Raw genomic sequence first — 15,491 nt, 5'->3', positions numbered from 1 at the left:
ATGACCGACACCAGGACGGACCCGGCGCGCCGCGCCGCCCCGGCTCCCGCGGGCGGCGGCTTCGCCGGTGCGGTCGGCGCGGAATGGACCAAACTGTGGTCCATCCGCACGCCGTACGTCTCCCTACTCGTCGGCATCCTGCTGACGGGAGTCTTCACCTTCTACTACGGCTCCATCGCCCGGATCAACGACAAGCCCGTCCAGCCGCTCGGCAACGCCCCGGTCTCCTCCGTCATCCTCGGTCAGTTCGTCATCGTCGTGCTCGCGATGACCGTGGTCACCAGCGAGTACGCGACGGGCAGCGTCCGCACCTCGCTCCAGTGGGTGCCGGTCAGACACCGCCTGCAACTGGCCAAGGCGGTCGTCGCCGCGGCGGTGTCGTTCACCGCCGGATGCCTGTTCGCCGTCCTCGGCATGGCCGTGGCCCGGGCGCCCTTCCGCGGCCACGCGTCCTTCGATCCGGGCAAGGCGGTCGCCCAGACCCTGGCGATGGGCCTGTACTGCGCCCTGGTCGCCGTGCTCACGGTGGGGGTGGCGTTCGCCCTGCGGACCGCGGTCGGCACGCTGGCCGCTGTCTTCGGGCTCGTCTCCGCCCTCCCCACCATCTGTACCGGACTGGGTGGCTCCGTCCTCCTGGCGGTGAACGACGTCCTCCCGCAGACCGCGGGCGGCCACTTCATGCTCGCGGACGGCGACGCCCCCTACCCGCCCGTGGTCGCGATCCTGATCGTGCTCGCCTGGACGGCCGCCGCCCACGTGACCGGACGGTTCGTACTGCGGCGGCGCGACGGGTGACAGGGTTGGCCTCGGCCGGTGACCGGGGCGGTAACCGGGGCGGACCGGAGCAGCGGGACCGATGAGAGGGGAGTGGCGGGGGTGGGTGTGAGGATGCGGGGGGCCGTGTCGACGGCCGCGGGGCGGGGGCCGGCCGTGCGGGACGCAGCGCTGTGGGCGGTGATGGCGGGCGCCGCGGTCCTCGCCCACCGGGAAGCGGCCCATCATCCCTCGCCGGTCTTCGGCCTGGTCCTGCCGCTCCTGGTCCTGGCGGTGGCGGTGCCCGCCGGCCGGACCCGGCCCGGGGCGGCCGTGTTCCTCGCCAACGCGGTCGTCGCCTCGGGTCTGGCAGATCCGACCACGACGGCGAGTCCGTACCTGACGGCGCTGGCCGTACTGGCGTACCTCCTCGGCCTGCGGGTGGACCGTACGGGGCCCGCTCTGGTGCTGTTCGGAGCCTGCACGACCATCGACCTGGCACTGTGCGCCGTCCTGGGCGTCGGCGCCGTGTACTGGTTCTACGCGATGTCGTTCATTCCCGCGGCCCTCCTCCTGCCCTGGCTGGCCGGTCGCTACCGGCGGGCCAGGCTGGCCCTGGTGCACGAGGGCTGGCAGCGGGCGCGCAGCCTCGAACAGCGGCAGCGGTCCGTGGCCGAGCAGGCCCGGCTGCGCGAACGCACCCGGATCGCCTCGGACATGCACGACTCGCTCGGCCACGAACTGAGCCTCATCGCCCTGCGCGCCGGGGCCCTGGAACTCTCGCCCACGCTGACCGGCCAGGACCGGGCGGACCTGGCCGTGCTGCGCGCTGCCGTCTCCGACGCCGTGGGTCACCTCCGGGACACCGTCGGGGTGCTGCGGGACGGCTCCGACGGTGCGGAGCCGACGGCCTCGTCCGTGGAACCGGTGGAGGAACTCGTCGCCCGGACCAGGGAGTCCGGGGTCATGGTGCACCTGCGGCGGGAAGGTCCGCCGCGGTCCCTGCCGCCCCTGGTCGACCGCAGTGCGTACCGCGTGGTCCAGGAGTCGCTGACCAACGCGATCAAGCACGCGCCCGGCAGCACGGTCCACGTCAACATCGCCCAGCAGACGGACCGGACCGAGGTACGGGTGACCAACTCCGCGCCGCGGGCCGGCTCACCGGCCGCAGGCCCGGGGGGCGCCGTGGGGCGGGACCCGGGACACCGCGGCCTGACCGGCCTGCGCGAAAGGGTCCTGCTCATCGGTGGAACGTTGCACGCCGCACCCAGGGAAGGCGGCTTCGAGGTCCTCGCCACGCTGCCGGACCAGGTGAGCCCGGGGCGGGGGAGAAGCACCGGGGAGCCCGGGGAGCCCGGGGAGCAGGCCGGCTCCGCATCGGCGCGGCGGCTCGCCGTCGCCCGGCGCGGCGCCCGGTACCGGTTCGTCGCCGCGTTCGCCGCCCCCGTGGGGTTCGGCCTCGTGACCCTCGCCTCCTGCGCCTACCTGGCCCAGCAGCTGACCACCTGTGTCCTGCGCCCCGCGGACTTCGCCGAGGTCCGGGTCGGCCAGGACGTCGCAGAAGTGGCCCGGTTCCTTCCGGAGCAGCAGTTCCGGTACGTCCCGGACGCCGTGCGGGCGCTGCCCGTACCCCCCGGCACCGTGTGCGCGTACTACCGCTCGAACGGCAACCTCCTCGATCAGGTCGACGTCTACCGGCTGTGTTACGCGGGCTCCCGGCTGGTGGCCAAGGACGTGCTGCCCGGCTGAGCGATCGGGGAGCCCCGGCGGATGAGGCATGATCAGGGGATGTCTGATCGCATCATCGCCGCCTGTGACGGAGCGGCCAAAGGTAATCCCGGTCCGGCCGGCTGGGGTTGGGTCATCGCCGACGCCCAAGGGCGCCCGGAGCGTTGGGAGGCCGGCCCGCTGGGACGGGCCACCAACAACATCGGGGAGCTGACCGCCCTCCAGCGGCTGCTGGAGGCAGTGGACCCGGGGACGCCCGTCGAGGTGCGGATGGACTCCCAGTACGCGATGAAGGCCGTGACGCAGTGGCTGCCGGGCTGGAAGCGCAACGGGTGGAAGACCGCCTCCGGCCAGCCCGTCGCCAACCGGGAACTGGTCGAGGCGATCGACCGGCTGCTGGCCGACCGTGACGTCACCTTCCAGTACGTTCCCGCGCACCGCGAGGACGGCGACCACCTGAACGCGATCGCCGACCAGGCCGCCAGCGACGCGGCGGTCAGGCAGGAGGCTGCCGGAACCGCCCTCGGCAGCACGCAGATGCCGGTTCCCGCTCCGGCCGCGGCCTCCCCCGCGCGCCGTAAGGCGGCCGCGCCGGGGAAGCGTTCGTCCGCGCGCACCGCGACGGGCGGCGGCGGATCCCGGGCCATCAAGGCGAAGTTCCCCGGTAGCTGCGCCTGTGGAAAGCCCTACGCGGCAGGCGACATGATCACCAAGAACGGCAGCCGGTGGGGTCACCAGGCCTGCGGTTCGCTAGGGGCGGTGGACGCGTAGGTACTCCACCGCGTAGGACATCTGGGACACGCCCGGGGCGGGCGCCGGGTGGTAGCGCCCGGCGCACACGGACAGGTTGACGATGAGGTACGCCCGCCAGTTGCGCCCGACTCCCCGGCGGTCGGCGAAGACCCGGGTGCCGTTGACCCACCACACGACCGAGCGCGACCCGAACTCGACCTTGAGGTCGATCCAGCCGCCGGGGGCGATGGAGGAGTCCCGGTGGTAGCGCGAGCCGCCCCTGACGTGGTTGGAGAGTTCGAGCAGGTCGGGATTGTCGGGGTGGTACTCGAAGACGTCGATCTCGTTGCCGCCGTCCAGCCAGGTCCAGATCGCAGGCCAGGCACCGATCTCGGAGGGCAGCCGCACCCGGGACTCCAGTACGTCACCGGTCCGCACCATGAACCCCTCGTCGCTGCCCTCGGTGGTCAGCAGACCCGCGTTCCACTTGCCGTCCGGGCGGCGGGTCGCCCGGAAGGTGCCGGTGCGGCTGTAGGAGGGATCGGCCACGAGGTAGTCGAGTTTGTTGTCACCGGTGTTGGTGGGGCCACCGTTCGGATACGCCCAGGACCGGCCGGCGACCCACTGGGTGGTCGACCTGAAGTCCGCGGTGAAGACCGGGGCCCGGGCGCTCAGCGGTGCGGCCCCATCGGTAGGGGTACCGGTGGAGCGTCCTGTGAGCCGTCGGAGCCAAGAGAGAACCTGAGTGAGCATGAGCGGCTCCTTCCCCATGGATTGACGCTCTTGCAGCATGCCCGGTCGCGGTGCGTTACATACCGGTGGACCGGTTTGTGTTTTCTCCGCCCGGATGCCGGCCGGAGCCACGGGATAAACGAGACCCCAACATCCGTTTTTCATAAGCCAGTTAGGCGGGACCGCGGCGGGGTACGATCCGTGCCGTGGGGGGACTGGTGGGAGAGAGCAGAGGGAAGGCCGTCCTGCGCGCCTGCGGCTGCGCGGTGGCGGGACTCTTCCTCATCGCAGGGTGCACGGCCGACAGCACGTCGAAGGGCGGTGCCGCGAGCGGCACCCCGGGCACGTCGGCCGCGCCGTCGGACACGCCGTCGGGCACGGGCAGCCCCGGCGCGAGCACCCCGGCCGCCCGACCGAGCAGCTCCGCCCGGATCCCGATGCCCCCGGTCGACGAGTCCAAGCAGCCGAAGACGGCCGCCGAGGCCCGTGACCTGCTCGCCCGGATCATCATCGCCGAACAGGACCTCGGGCCCGAGGTGGTGCGCAGCGCCCCGTTCGAGAGCGGCCCCGGCCGCTGGCCCGTGCTCGACGAGGCCTGCGTCTGGCAGACCGAGGGCCTACCGGACGACGTGCTCGCCACGAGCACCCGCCACTTCCACGTCCCGGCCAAGGACGGCCGCGGCCGCGTGCGGGTCAACGCCACGGTCACCGTTCACCACAACCGCGAGGAATCCGGCTGGGAGACCGCCCGCGCCATGGAAGAGGTCCTGCGGTGCCCGGAGCAGAAGCTGCGTGAGGGCGAGGACCTCAAGGATCTGTGGGGCGGCGCCTTCTACCTCGGCGAGCAGATGAACGAATGGACCGAGGACGCCTTCACCGAAACCGGCAAGTACGTCAGCGAGCAGGACGGCGGCCCCTACCCCTACACCTGGTCCCAGGCCCAGTACGGACCCGTCACCGTGGCCATCGCCGCCAAGGGCGCGCAGGGCGTCGCCGACGGCGACCTGACCGCCTACGTGGCCAAGGGCACCGGCCAGATGATGTACCTGGCCAAGCAGGAGCTCGGAAAGGCGGCGGGCTGATGGAGCCGCTCCATCCCTCTGACCCCTCCCGGATCGGCGGCCACCGGCTCCTCGGGCGCCTCGGCGCCGGCGGCATGGGCGTCGTCTACCTCGGCCGGACCGACGACGGCGCGCTCGCCGCGGTCAAGGTGATCCGTGCGGAGTACGCCGAAGAGGCCGACTTCCGGGCCCGCTTCCGGCGCGAGGCCGAGATCGCCGCCGAGGTGGACAGCCCCTGGGCCGTCCGCATCACCGGCGCCGACCCGGACGCCACCGAACCCTGGCTCGCCACCTCCTTCGTCGCCGGACCCTCCCTCGCCGAGGCCGTCGGGGCCCACGGCCCGCTCCCGCTGCGCGCCGTACGGATCCTCGGCAAAGCCATGGCCCGGGCCCTCGCGGTGATGCACGAGCAGGGCCTCGTACACCGCGACGTGAAGCCCGGGAACGTCCTCCTCGGCATGGACCGTCCCCGGCTGATCGACTTCGGGATCGCCCGCGGCGGCGAGCACACCGCCCTGACCTCCGCCGGCGCCGTACTCGGCACCCCCGGTTTCCTCCCGCCCGAGCAGGCCGAGGGCCGCCCCGCCGAACCGGCCGGCGACGTCTTCTCGCTCGGCTGCCTCCTCGCGTACGCCGCCACCGGACGGCTGCCCTTCGGCACCGGCACCGTGGACGCGGTGCTCTACCGCACGGTCCACGACGAACCCGACTTCGGCCCCGAGGTCCTCGCCGACCCCGAACTCACCGCGCTGCTGCGCACCTGCGTCGCCAAACACCCCGACATCCGCCCCGGCGTGCGCGAGCTGGACGCTGCACTGACCGAGGACACCCCGGGGGAGGGCACCGACTGGCTGCCCGACCCGGTCGTCGCCACCATCGCCGAACGAGCCGCCGCACTGCTCGCCCTGCCCGGCATCGACGAGACCGTCGCCGACCCGGACGCCGCCCCCGCGCCCGGCACGGCCGCGCCGGCGCCCACCCGCAGGCGGTTCCTCGCCCTCGCCTCCGGCGGCGCCGTCCTCGCGGCCGGCGGCGGCCTGGCCGCCTGGCTGGCGCTGCGCGACCAGGACGAGCCCGGCACCCCGGCCGCGGACGCCCCGCGGCAGTGGGTGATCGGTGTGCACGCCGACCTCTCCGGCCCGCAGAAGGCCGCCGGACAGGCCCAGGAGCGCGGGGTGCGGCTCGCCGTCGACGCCTTCAACTCCCGGAAGGAAAAGCCCTTCACGCTCACCGTCGCCACCGCCGACGACGGCGGGAAGGCGGACCGCTCGGCGGCCGTCGCCACCGGACTCATCGCCAACCGTGACCTGTTCGCCGTGGTCGGCCCCACCGGCAACGACTCCGTGATCCCGTGCCTGGAGCTCTACGGCGAGAGCTCCGTCCCCCTGGTGACCGTCTCCGCCCTGGCGACGACCTTCAGCATCACCGACCGGCGCAGCTTCTTCCAGAGCTGCCCGATCTCCTCCGGCCAGGCCGCCTTCGTCAACTTGCAACTCGCCGGCCGGCAGGGCGTCCGGCGGATGGGCATCCTCAGCGACCGCGCCGGGGACACGGACACCTTGCAGGCGGTCCAACTGATCAGCCGCACCATCGGCGCCTTCGCACCCGAGGCCACCTACTACGGGCGCGTCGTGCCGCGCGGAGTCACCGATTTCGCCCCGGTGGTCACCGATCTGCTCGCCCACGGCATCGACGGCTTCTTCTACACCGGCACCCCGGCCGGCGGGGCCAAGGTCGCCGGGCTGCTGGCCGCCGCCGGTTTCAAGGGTTCCCGGGCGGCCGACTACACCATCGCCGGCCCCGAGTTCCTCGGCGCCGCCGGCCGGGCGGCCGAAGGCTGGCAGTTCTTCACCCCGTACACCGGCCCGGAGGCCCCCGAGGTCGCGGAGGTGACCCGGGCGCACCGGGCGGCGTACGGATCCGCCCCCGACATCTGGACCGCCGAAGCCTTCGACGCCACCCGACTGATCATCGACCGGCTGGTCACCGCCGCCGCGGGCGGCACGCGCCCGACCCGTTCCGCGCTGCTCACCGCGCTCACCCAGGGCACCTTCCGGGGCCTGACCAAGGAATACGCCTTTGACGAGCGACGCCAGGTCAAGGGCAACGTCTACTTCACGCACCAGGTGGAAGGGGGCCGGATGCGCTACGTCGGCCCGGCCGTCCAGCCCGCGCCGGGATAACCCCGGATGCGCCCGCTCACCCCCGCCGATCCGGCCGCGATCGGCGGCAACCGGCTGCTGGGACGCCTCGGTTCGGGCGGCATGGGCACCGTGTACCTCGCCCGCTCCGCCGCTGGAACCCTGGTTGCCGTCAAGGTCATCCGCGCCGACCACGCCGCGAACCCGGACTTCCGCGCCCGGTTCCGGCGCGAGGTGGAGGCCGCCGGGCAGCTGACCGGGCGCTGGGTGGTCCCGGTCGTCGCCGCCGACCCGCAGGCGCGCGAGCCCTGGCTGGCCACCCCCTACGTCCCCGGTCCCTCTCTGGCCGAGGCCGTGGGCGGGTACGGTCCGCTGCCCGTCCGGGCCGTGCGCACCCTGGGCGCGCGGCTCGCCGAGGCACTCGCGCAGGTGCACGCCGCCGGACTCGTCCACCGCGACGTCAAACCGGGCAACATCCTGCTCGCCCCGGACGGGCCCCGGCTGATCGACTTCGGGATCGCGCGCGCCGAGGGCGCGGTCACGCTGACCGCCGTGGACGCGGTCCTCGGCACCCCGGGATACCTGGCACCGGAGCAGGCCCGCACGGACGGCGCCGTAGCGGGCGCCCCGAGCGACGTGTTCTCCCTCGGCTGCGTCCTGGCGTACGCGGCGACCGGGCACGGTCCCTTCGGCGGCGGACACGCGGCCGCGGTGGTCTACCGTACGGTGCACGACGAGCCCGATCTCTCCGGACTGCCAACGGAGTTGCTCGACACGGTGCTGGCCTGCCTGGCGAAGGACCCGGCGGCCCGGCCGACCCCGGACGAGCTGGACGCCGTACTCGGAGCGGACCTCCCCGGCCCGGACGGCGAGGACTGGCTGCCGCCCCCGCTGCCCCGCCTGATCGCCGAACGCTCCACCAGGGCCCTGGACATGCCCGCCCCGGAACCGACACGGATCGATGCGCCGGAGGCGGCCGTCCGGGGCCTCACGCGCAGACGGTTGCTCGGCGCCGGCGCGGGTCTGGCCGTCATCGGCGCGCCGGTCGCCTGGTTCACCACCCGCGGCCGGGCCCGCGGCAGAACACCACCGCCCGCCCGCGCGCTCGCCACCCACACCCTCGCCCTCCAGGCCGACCTGACCGGGCCCGGCAAGGAGACCGGCCAGGCCCACGAGCGCGGCATGAAGCTCGCCGTGGAGCGGCACAACAGCCGGTCGGACGCCCCGTTCCGGCTGGCCCTGCGCATCGCCGACGACGGCGGGGACGCCACCCGCGCCACGCAAGTGGTCAAGGAGCTCGCCGCCGACCCCGCAGTGGTCGCGCTCACCGGACCCACCTGGGACGCCCCCGTGCCCGAACTGGCCGTCGCCTGCGGCGCGGCCGATCTCGCCCTGCTGCTGGTATCCGCAGACAGCCCCGAGACCGCCCTCACCCGGGAGACATGGCGCACGGTGGTGGCCACCCGCCCGGCCGGCGACCAGCTCGCCCTCCCGGTGATCGACTACCTCAGCCGGATCCGGCTCGTCCACCGTACGGGCCTGGTCGAGGACGTGGAGGGTAGCGAGCCCGTCTTCCCGGTCATCCAGTACCTGCAACAGACACCGCCGTCGCAGGGCACGCTCAGCGTCCACCGGATCCCGGCGGGCAGCTCCGACTTCGCCGGCGCCGCACGCGCGCTGACCGAGGCCGGGGCCGAGGCCGTCGTCTACGCCGGCACCTCACCGCAGCGCGCGGCCCGGATGGCCCGTGCCCTGACCGAGGGCGGGTTCCAGGGCCGGCGGATGGGCCTCCAGCACGCCATGGAACCGGCCTTCCTGACGGAGGCCGGTCCGGCCGCCGACGGCTGGGTGTTCGCCGCCCTGTTCACCGACCCGCTCGCCGTCCCCGCCGCCGCCGAGTTCGTCGCCGCCCACCGTGCCGCGTACGGGCAACCGCCCGCCCGCTGGGCCACCGAGGCGTACGACGCCGTGGGACTGCTCGCCGAGACCCTGACCGGCCTGGGGGTAGAGGGGCGGGACCGGGCGGGCGTGACCCGCCGGATCTTCCGGACGGCCCACGGAGGCCTGGCCAAGCGACTGTCCTTCGACTCCAACTCGCACGTGCTGACCAGAGGCGGTACCGGCCACCTCTACCAGGTCGAATCCGGCACGTACCGGTACTTGGGGATCTACTCGGACCTGCGCCCCGGGGCCGGGCGGTGACCGGGGGTCGGGGCCGCGGGCCCGGTGCGGCTACTCGAACCGGGTGGTGTCGCCCGCGCCCCGGCGCACGATCTCGACCTCACCACCGGAGAAGTCGATCACGGTGGTCGGCTCGGTGCCGCAGTCACCCGAGTCCAGTACGGCGTCCACCTCGTGGTCGAGCCGCTCCTTGATCTCCCAACCCTGGGTCATCGGCTCGGCCTCGTCGGGCAGCAGCAGGGTGCTGGAGAGCAGCGGCTCGCCGAGTTCGGCGAGCAGGGCCTGCGTGACGACGTGGTCGGGGATCCGGACCCCGACCGTCTTCTTCTTCGGGTGCAGCAGCTGGCGCGGCACCTCCGAGGTCGCGGGGAGGATGAAGGTGTAACTGCCGGGAGTCGCCGCCTTGATGGCGCGGAACACGTCGTTGTCGATCTGCACGAACCGGCCCAGCTGCGCGAAGTTCTGGCACACGAGGGTGAAGTGGTGACGGTCGTCCAGGTTCCGGATCGACCGGATCCGGCTGATGCCGTCGCGGTTGCCGAGCTGGCAGCCCAGCGCGAAGCAGGAGTCGGTCGGGTATGCGACGAGCTTCCCGCCGCGGATCATGTCGACCACGTTGTCGATGGTGCGTCGCTGGGGATTCTCGGGGTGTACGTCGAAGTATTTCGCCATCCGCCGAGCCTACGCGGTCGGGACCCCGACGCCGGTACGGCCGGGCCCGCCCACCGGTACGCCCACCGGGCCTTTCCGCGGAGCCGATCGCCATCGCCATCGCCATCGCCGATCGCCGATCCCGCCCCGGCTCGGCCCGCCGAGGGCCGCGGCGACCCGGCGGCGACCAGCTGTCCGGACCGATGGGGTCCGAAGGTAGACCTTCGGCAGTGCCGCCGGTCCGGGGGAGTTCCGTAGGGTCGGGTGCGTGAGATCAATGATCATCGTGCCCCGGGTCCCGCAACCGGTCGTGTCCGCCGCGCTGTTCACCGCGGCGGTCGCCGCCGTCGGCGCGAGCGTGACCGACCCGTGGTGGGGGACGGCGGCGGTGGTCAGCGCCTACCTCGCCGGCCGCGGACCGGGGCCCGGACGGAGCGCGGCGGTGGCCCTGACCGTGCTGCTCGTGACGGCCGTGCCCGTCGTGATCCTGGTACCGGGGTGGCTCGCGTGGGCGACCCGGTGCGCACTGACGCTGCTCGCCGCGGCGGTGTTCCCGTGGTTCGCGGGCCGGTTCCAGCGCCAGTACCGCGAACTGGTGCGCGCCGGGTGGGAGCGGGCCGCGCGGCTAGAGCGGGAACAGCGCCTGCTCGCCGAACGGGCCCGACTGCGCGAACGGACCAGGATCGCGCAGGACATGCACGACCTCCTCGGCCACGAACTCAGCCTCGTCGCCCTGTCGGCGGGAGCGTTGCAGCTGGCCCCCGGCCTCCCCGAGGCCCACCGCATCGCCGCGCGCGACATCCGAACCAGGGCGGGAGCCGCCGTGGACCGGCTCGGGGAGGTGATCGGCGTTCTGCGCGAACCCTCGGACCCGGCGCCCGGGTCGCAGAGCGGAGCGGCGAACGGGCTCGCCGCGATCGGAGGCCTCGTGGACCGGGCCGCCGGGGCGGGACTCGACGTCCGGCTGCAGGTGGAGGGGGAACCGGCGGACGTGACGGTGCCGCGGGCCGTCGACCTGGCCGCGTACCGGGTCGTCCAGGAGGCGCTGACGAACGTCGCCAAGCACGCGCCCGCTTCCCGCGCCACGGTCGTCGTCCGCCACGGGGTGGGCACGGCGGACGGGGCGGGCCGGACCGAGGTCGCCGTGCGGAACGGGCCGGTCCGCGGCCCGGCACCCGGCGCCCCGCTCCCGGGCGCCCCCGACGAGCCCCACCGACTAGGGCTCATCGGCCTGGACGAACGGGTCCGGCTGGCCGGCGGCTCCTTCACCGCGGGCCCCGAGGGAGACGGCTTCGCCGTGCGCGCCGTGCTCCCGCACCGGCCCGGAACGACCCCGTCGCCCCCCGCCGATCCCGCCCGCCCGGGCGGCGTACTGCCCCCGGAGCACCGCAGCGCCCGCCGTCGGCTGCGCCGCACCGCCGTCGCGGCCGTGCTGGTGCCGCTCTCCACGGCGGCCGTGCTCGTGGTCGGGGTGCGGGCCTGGGACACCGTGACGGCCCGACAGTCGGTCCTCGCCCCGCAGGACCACGCCCGGCTGAGCGTCGGGCAGCCCCGTACCGAGGTGGCGCCGTACCTGCCGCCATCGCAGACGAGCCGCCGGCCGGCCGGACCCGCCCCCGAACCGGCCGGTGCGGCCTGCGAGTTCTACGTACAGACCGCCGATCCCTTCGACGACCGCTCGGGCGACATCTACCGGCTCTGCTTCCGCGCCGGCCGGCTCGTCTCCACCGACACCTTCACCGGGAGGGAAGTCCGATGATCCGGATCCTGATCGCCGACGACGAGCCGATGATCCGCGCGGGTGTCCGCGCCGTCCTCGCCACCGATCCCGGCATCACCGTCGTCGCCGAGGCCGGCGACGGCCACGAGGCGGTGCGGCTCGTGCAGCACCACCGCCCGGACGTCGCCGTACTGGACATCCGGATGCCGGGCACGGACGGCATTGCGGCCGCCGCCGAGATACGAAGGACCGTACCGGCGACCGGAGTCGTGATGTTGACGACGTTCGGCGAGGACGACTACATCCTGCGCGCGCTCGGCGAGGGCGCCACCGGCTTCCTGGTCAAGTCCGGCGATCCGGAGGAGCTGCAGGCCGGTGTGCGGGCGGTCGCCGAGGGCGCCGCCTACCTGTCACCGAAGGTCGCGGCCCGGGTCGTCGCCCATCTCGCGGCCGACGGCGCGGGCGCCCGGGCGGGCCGCCGCTCCGCGGCCCGTGCCCGTGTCGACGCCCTGACCGCGCGGGAACGGGACGTGCTGGGCCTCCTGGGCGGCGGACTGTCCAACGGGCAGATCGCGCGCCGCCTGCACCTGGCCGAGGGAACGGTGAAGGCCTACGTCAGCTCGATCCTCGCCCGCCTCGGCGTCGACAACCGGGCCGCGGCGGCGGTGGTCGCCCACGAGGCCGGAGCGGTCCCGGTGCCGCCCGTGGGCAGCGCTCCCTACGAGGAGCGCTGACGCCGCGCGTCCCGCGGCGGGCAGCAGGAGGATCCGTACGGTCAGCACGGCGGCCGCCCCGAGCGCCGCGCCCGCCAGGACGTCGTGCGGATAGTGCACGCCGACCAGGACCCGCAGCAGGACGGCGGCCACGCCCACCGGCAGGGCCGGGGCCGCCAGCCGGGGGCGTACGAGAGTCACCCCGACCGCCAGCGCGGCGGCGAGGGTGGCGTGATTGCTCGGGAACGACCAGTCGCCCGGCGCGGGACACGGCGCGACCGCCAGGGCCCCGGCCACGGCCCGGCAGGGTCGTTCCTCGTCGACCAGGAGTTTCAGCGCCTCGCTGAGCGCGTAGGCCGCCACGGTTCCGGCGGCCGCCAGGGCCACCCCGGCCGCGCCCGGCGCGTCACGACGACGCAGAGAGCCCAGGCCCGCCGCGAGCAGCAGCAGGCCCAGGACCACCAGGGTGCCCTCGCTCGCCGCCTCCAGGGCCGTCCCGGCCCAGGCCGGCCAGTCCTCCGCCACGCTCCGGGCGAGTGACCGGTAGGCCAGTGCCGAGGCGCCCTCCGTGACGCGTACCGGCTCGTTCGTGCCCAGCGCCCCACCGGGAGCCGCCCAGGCGACGGCTGCGGCGCCCGCCCCGGCCGTCGTCGCGGCGAGCGGCAGCCGTCGGGCCCATCCGTATCGGGTGTTCGATTCCATGGTCCCGACCGTAGGAACGCAGGGTCCCGCCCGCCCCGGCTGAACGGCCCGCCAGGACCCCGACGAAGGTCGGGTTGCGACGTCCGCCGTTCCGTGCGTGACGCGCGGGCGGCGGTGCGCGGCGGCCCTGGCGGAGACGCTCCGGACGCTGCCGGGCAGGTTCGGGGGCACGATGAGAGGAAGCCGTACGCCTCGGACCGCCCCAGGGCGGGTGGCGGCGGGCGGCGGCGGACCGACGATGCCGGAAGGAGCGTCGCCGATGAGTGCGATCGACGGGGCGGGGACCGGTGGGATCAGACCCGGCATGGCCGGGGTCTCCCCGCCGAGCGGTTTGCTCGACGTCCTGAACGTCGCGGCGGTCGTCCTCGACTCCGAAGGACGGGTCGCGCTGTGGAGCCCGCAGGCCGAGCAGCTGTTCGGCTGGACGGCGGCGGAGGCGCTCGGTCGCCCCGCTGCCCGGCTGCTGGCCGCCAACGAGCACGTGGGTATGGTCACGGAGCTGTTCGCGCGCGTCATGGGCGGCGCGGGAGACTGGGCGGGGGCCTTCCCGGTACGGCGCAGGGACGGCACCACCCGCCTGGTGGAGTTCCGCAACATGCGGCTGCTCGACGAGCACGGAGACATGTTCGCCCTGGGCATCGCGACCGACCGGACCCGGCTGCGCCAGCTGGAGCGGGACCTCGCCCTGTCCGCGCGCCTGGTGGCCCAGTCCCCGATCGGCCTCGCGGTCCTGGACACCGAGCTGCGGTACGTGCTCGTCAACCCGACGCTGGAACGGATCAACGGGCTCCCCGCCGAACAGCACATCGGCCGGGGCGTCCGCGAGGCGCTTGCCTTCCTCGACGACGCGGAGGCCGCCGAGTCGGCGATGCGCCAGGTCCTGGCCACCGGAACGCCGCTGCTCGAACAGTTCACGGCCGGCCGCACCCACGGCGGGGACCGCACCGAACACGCCTGGTCGGTGTCGTACTACCGGCTGGAGGACGCCACCGGCCGGGTACTGGGCCTCGCCACCTCCGTGGTCGACGTCACCCAGAGTCACCGGGCGGCCATCGAGATCGCCCGCAGCCGCCGCCGTCTCGCCCTCATCGCGGACGCCACCGTCCGCATCGGCACCACCCTCGACCTCGACCAGACCGCACGGGAGCTCGCCGACGTCGTCGTGCCCGAGCTCGCGGACATCGCCGCCGTCGACATCCTCGACTCCGTCCTCGAAGGCCGGCCGACCCTGAGGTCCTCCGCCCACGAGCCGGCGGTGTTCCGGGCACTGGCCCTCGCGGCCGCCTACCCCAGCGACGCCGTCCGCGCCGCCGACCCGCCCGGGGACATCGCCCGCTACGCCGCGGACCGGCTGGTCACCCAGTCCGTGACGACCGGCCACCCGGTCCTCGTCGCCCACGTGCAGGCCCAGGACATCTCGCGCATCGCCCGCGACAGCACCGCCGCCGACCTGCTGAGCCGCGCCGGGCTGCGCTCCTACCTGGCCGTGCCGCTCATCGCGCGCGGCGAGGTCCTCGGCGCACTGGACCTCAAACGCACCCGCAACCCGCTGCCGTTCAACGACGACGACATCGTGCTGGCCGGCGAACTCGCCGCCCGCGCCGCCGTGTGCATCGACAACGCCCGCTGGTACCGCAACGCGCACCACACCGCCCTCGCCCTCCAGCACCACCTGCTGCCGCACCACCCGCCACCCACGCCCGGCCTGGAAGTCGCCTACCGCTACCGGCCCGCCGCGGCCAGCAGCGAGATCGGGGGCGACTGGTTCGACGCCATCGCCGGACCGAACGACACCACCGTCCTCGTGGTCGGGGACGTCATGGGCAGCGGCATCAATGCCGCGGCCAGCATGGGACAACTGCGTACGGCGACCCGCACCCTCGCCGAACTCGCCCTCGACCCGCCCCAGGTGCTCCACCAACTGGACCACACCACCGCCGCACTGGAAGAAACCATCGCCACGTGCGTCTACGTCGTCTACGACCCGCACGAGGCCCAGTGCCGGGTCGCCCTCGCCGGACACCTGCCCCCCGTCCTCATCCGCTCCGGCCGGCGGCCCCGACTGCTCGACCTGCCCACCGGCGCACCGCTCGGCGTGGGCGGCATCCCCTTCGAGTCCACCACCATCGCCATGGACCCCGGCGACCAACTCGTCCTCTACACCGACGGCCTGGTCGAAACCCGCGACCAGCCCATCGACGAGCGTCTCGACCTGCTGCTGACCCTGCTCGCCGACACCGGACGTCCACTGGAAGAGACCTGCGACCGCCTCCTGGACTCACTGCGCCGCACGGACGACCACGACGACGTCGCCCTGGTCATCGCCCGTGCCCGACCCCTGCCGACGGGCTCCGCCTGAGCCGTCCTCACGGATCTT

At 74.1% G+C, this 15,491-nt stretch carries 11 protein-coding genes and 1 pseudogene; 9 read left to right on the top strand and 3 right to left on the bottom strand.

Annotated features, from left to right (window positions below; translation table 11 throughout):
- The 3 genes from OG207_RS01600 to OG207_RS01590 all read left to right on the top strand — a co-directional run bounded on the left by OG207_RS01600 (position 1) and on the right by OG207_RS01590 (position 3,252).
- Positions 1 to 795, top strand: coding sequence for an ABC transporter permease (locus OG207_RS01600; RefSeq protein WP_329095139.1), 795 nt, complete (start codon positions 1 to 3; stop codon positions 793 to 795).
- Between the two features lie 105 nt (positions 796 to 900).
- On the top strand, positions 901 to 2,502 hold the full coding sequence (locus OG207_RS01595; RefSeq protein ID WP_329095137.1) for a sensor histidine kinase: 1,602 nt from the start codon (positions 901 to 903) through the stop codon (positions 2,500 to 2,502).
- Between the two features lie 39 nt (positions 2,503 to 2,541).
- Complete coding sequence (locus OG207_RS01590) at positions 2,542 to 3,252, top strand: ribonuclease H family protein (protein ID WP_329095135.1); 711 nt, start codon at positions 2,542 to 2,544, stop codon at positions 3,250 to 3,252.
- On the opposite strand, the gene OG207_RS01585 is transcribed toward OG207_RS01590, so the two are convergent.
- Positions 3,232 to 3,966 (bottom strand): beta-glucanase, encoded by a 735-nt coding sequence (locus tag OG207_RS01585; RefSeq protein WP_329095133.1) that lies wholly within the window; start codon positions 3,964 to 3,966, stop codon positions 3,232 to 3,234. The two genes, OG207_RS01590 and OG207_RS01585, sit on opposite strands and share 21 nt — an antisense overlap.
- A gap of 197 nt (positions 3,967 to 4,163) precedes the next feature.
- On the opposite strand from OG207_RS01585, the gene OG207_RS01580 reads away from it, so the two are divergent.
- From OG207_RS01580 to OG207_RS01570, 3 genes are read left to right on the top strand one after another with little or no spacing between them, the layout of a single operon-like run.
- Positions 4,164 to 5,027 (top strand): hypothetical protein, encoded by an 864-nt coding sequence (locus OG207_RS01580; RefSeq protein WP_329095131.1) that lies wholly within the window; start codon positions 4,164 to 4,166, stop codon positions 5,025 to 5,027.
- Complete coding sequence (locus OG207_RS01575; RefSeq protein ID WP_329095129.1) at positions 5,027 to 7,189, top strand: bifunctional serine/threonine-protein kinase/ABC transporter substrate-binding protein; 2,163 nt, start codon at positions 5,027 to 5,029, stop codon at positions 7,187 to 7,189. The genes OG207_RS01580 and OG207_RS01575 overlap by 1 nt, the downstream gene beginning before the upstream one ends.
- A 6-nt stretch (positions 7,190 to 7,195) precedes the next feature.
- Positions 7,196 to 9,349 carry a bifunctional serine/threonine-protein kinase/ABC transporter substrate-binding protein gene (locus tag OG207_RS01570; RefSeq protein ID WP_329095127.1) on the top strand — a complete coding sequence of 718 codons (2,154 nt, stop codon included), beginning with the start codon at positions 7,196 to 7,198 and terminating at the stop codon, positions 9,347 to 9,349.
- Positions 9,350 to 9,379: 30 nt separating this feature from the next.
- Here OG207_RS01570 and OG207_RS01565 read toward each other — a convergent pair whose 3' ends face one another.
- The gene (locus OG207_RS01565) at positions 9,380 to 10,000 is read right to left on the bottom strand and encodes an L-threonylcarbamoyladenylate synthase (RefSeq protein WP_266607919.1); all 621 of its coding nucleotides are present in this window, start codon (positions 9,998 to 10,000) and stop codon (positions 9,380 to 9,382) included.
- Between the two features lie 256 nt (positions 10,001 to 10,256).
- Here OG207_RS01565 and OG207_RS01560 point away from each other — a divergent pair, with 256 nt between their 5' ends.
- Both OG207_RS01560 and OG207_RS01555 read left to right on the top strand, forming a co-directional pair.
- Positions 10,257 to 11,738, top strand: a complete 1,482-nt coding sequence (locus tag OG207_RS01560; protein WP_329107394.1) for a sensor histidine kinase — start codon at positions 10,257 to 10,259, stop codon at positions 11,736 to 11,738.
- On the top strand, positions 11,735 to 12,433 hold the full coding sequence (locus tag OG207_RS01555; protein ID WP_329095123.1) for a response regulator transcription factor: 699 nt from the start codon (positions 11,735 to 11,737) through the stop codon (positions 12,431 to 12,433). Before OG207_RS01560 ends, OG207_RS01555 begins: the two co-directional genes overlap by 4 nt.
- 96 nt (positions 12,434 to 12,529) lie before the next feature.
- Here the strand turns inward: OG207_RS01555 and OG207_RS01550 are convergent.
- Positions 12,530 to 13,114, bottom strand: a pseudogene (locus OG207_RS01550) (phosphatase PAP2 family protein); the annotation flags it as partial.
- A gap of 259 nt (positions 13,115 to 13,373) precedes the next feature.
- On the opposite strand from OG207_RS01550, the gene OG207_RS01545 reads away from it, so the two are divergent.
- A complete protein-coding gene (locus OG207_RS01545; protein WP_402695189.1) occupies positions 13,374 to 15,473 on the top strand; it encodes a SpoIIE family protein phosphatase in 2,100 nt (699 codons plus the stop codon).
- The last annotated feature ends 18 nt before the right edge of the window (positions 15,474 to 15,491 follow it).

It is taken from the genome of Streptomyces sp. NBC_01439 (assembly GCF_036227605.1).
Taxonomy (GTDB): domain Bacteria; phylum Actinomycetota; class Actinomycetes; order Streptomycetales; family Streptomycetaceae; genus Streptomyces.
Note: the sequence above shows the minus strand (reverse complement) of the source record. Positions and strands in the feature narration are given on the sequence as shown.

Coding starts and splice junctions, on each gene's coding strand:
- OG207_RS01575 (WP_329095129.1), top strand. CDS start 5,027: ATGGAGCCGCTCCATCCCTCTGACCCCTCCCGGATCGGCGGCCACCGG.
- OG207_RS01555 (WP_329095123.1), top strand. CDS start 11,735: ATGATCCGGATCCTGATCGCCGACGACGAGCCGATGATCCGCGCGGGT.
- OG207_RS01560 (WP_329107394.1), top strand. CDS start 10,257: ATGATCATCGTGCCCCGGGTCCCGCAACCGGTCGTGTCCGCCGCGCTG.
- OG207_RS01570 (WP_329095127.1), top strand. CDS start 7,196: ATGCGCCCGCTCACCCCCGCCGATCCGGCCGCGATCGGCGGCAACCGG.
- OG207_RS01565 (WP_266607919.1), bottom strand. CDS start 10,000: ATGGCGAAATACTTCGACGTACACCCCGAGAATCCCCAGCGACGCACC.
- OG207_RS01545 (WP_402695189.1), top strand. CDS start 13,374: ATGAGTGCGATCGACGGGGCGGGGACCGGTGGGATCAGACCCGGCATG.
- OG207_RS01590 (WP_329095135.1), top strand. CDS start 2,542: ATGTCTGATCGCATCATCGCCGCCTGTGACGGAGCGGCCAAAGGTAAT.
- OG207_RS01600 (WP_329095139.1), top strand. CDS start 1: ATGACCGACACCAGGACGGACCCGGCGCGCCGCGCCGCCCCGGCTCCC.
- OG207_RS01585 (WP_329095133.1), bottom strand. CDS start 3,966: ATGCTCACTCAGGTTCTCTCTTGGCTCCGACGGCTCACAGGACGCTCC.